Origin of the sequence: Rufibacter ruber (assembly GCF_001647275.1) — a bacterium.
Classification (GTDB): Bacteria; Bacteroidota; Bacteroidia; order Cytophagales; family Hymenobacteraceae; genus Nibribacter; species Nibribacter ruber_C.
The window spans coordinates 1-852 of the sequence record NZ_LRMM01000162.1; the positions used below are offsets into that span (position 1 = coordinate 1).

Below are 852 nucleotides of genomic sequence, written 5' to 3' on the forward strand. Positions count from 1 at the left end.
CAAGCAGGCTTTTGCCATTGTGCATTCAGGTGTACCTTATCAGCCGGATTTTAAAAGATTCTCCGCCTGATTTTATTGACTTTTAACAGAGTTCATGTTAGGCTGCGTTTTTTCTTCTTTTACTTTTTTGGCTGCTTCTACTGCTTCAATTGTAAACTTACCACTTGTAATTATCGTGTCAAGTTCCTCAATTGATTTCCAATGGTAGCTATCTTTTAGCTTTTCAAATTTTTCCTCGTCAAGGTAGTACATTCCCGCAGGCGGTTCAGTTGGAGCTTGGATGCCAAGAATCTCGACAATTCTTTTCCTGTTAAAAGCCATAAAAATCAAAAGTCCAATAAAGGAAAACGGCTGAAAGGAGACTCCTAACGATGCTATACTGATGTTTACTGTTGTAATAGATGGCGTAAACGCTAGAATGTTAAAGGTGCCAAGCAAAAGTGTCGCGCCTAATGCTTTTTTAGAATATTTAGGTAGTGATAAGTAAAGAACACCTGTCGCTAACGCAAATAGGATTCCCAGATAATGTCTCCAAGTTAGTCCAACATTGGAAGTTAAATATGCTATTGAAGTATAAATTAGTCCGCCAAAAAGAAGGATTAGTGGTAGTAACTGTTTTATATTTTCTTTTTTCATTTTATTATTCAAAATGCATCCTAACGGTCTCGTGCATGAAGCGTGCAAGGCCGTCGGCTGTGGCATGGCTTATGCACAATGTGCTTGTTGCACAACTGGTTGAAGATAAACGTAAAAGGATATTCCACCAAATCATTTTACGATGCAGGGCAGGAAGCACTTTGCCGATGAGAAGGAGCTGCGCTTCTCGCTCTCGGCGCACGTTCCGGAACATAA

At 39.8% G+C, this 852-nt stretch carries 2 protein-coding genes; both read right to left on the reverse strand.

Annotation, left to right across the window (positions count from 1 at the left end; all coding sequences use genetic code 11):
- Positions 1–72: 72 nt before the first annotated feature.
- Positions 73–636 carry a hypothetical protein gene (locus A8O25_RS22345; protein ID WP_066839899.1) on the reverse strand — a complete coding sequence of 188 codons (564 nt, stop codon included), beginning with the start codon at positions 634–636 and terminating at the stop codon, positions 73–75.
- Between the two features lie 4 nt (positions 637–640).
- The coding region (locus A8O25_RS23635) for a hypothetical protein (protein WP_206598744.1) at positions 641–852 on the reverse strand (212 nt) is incomplete at its 5' end.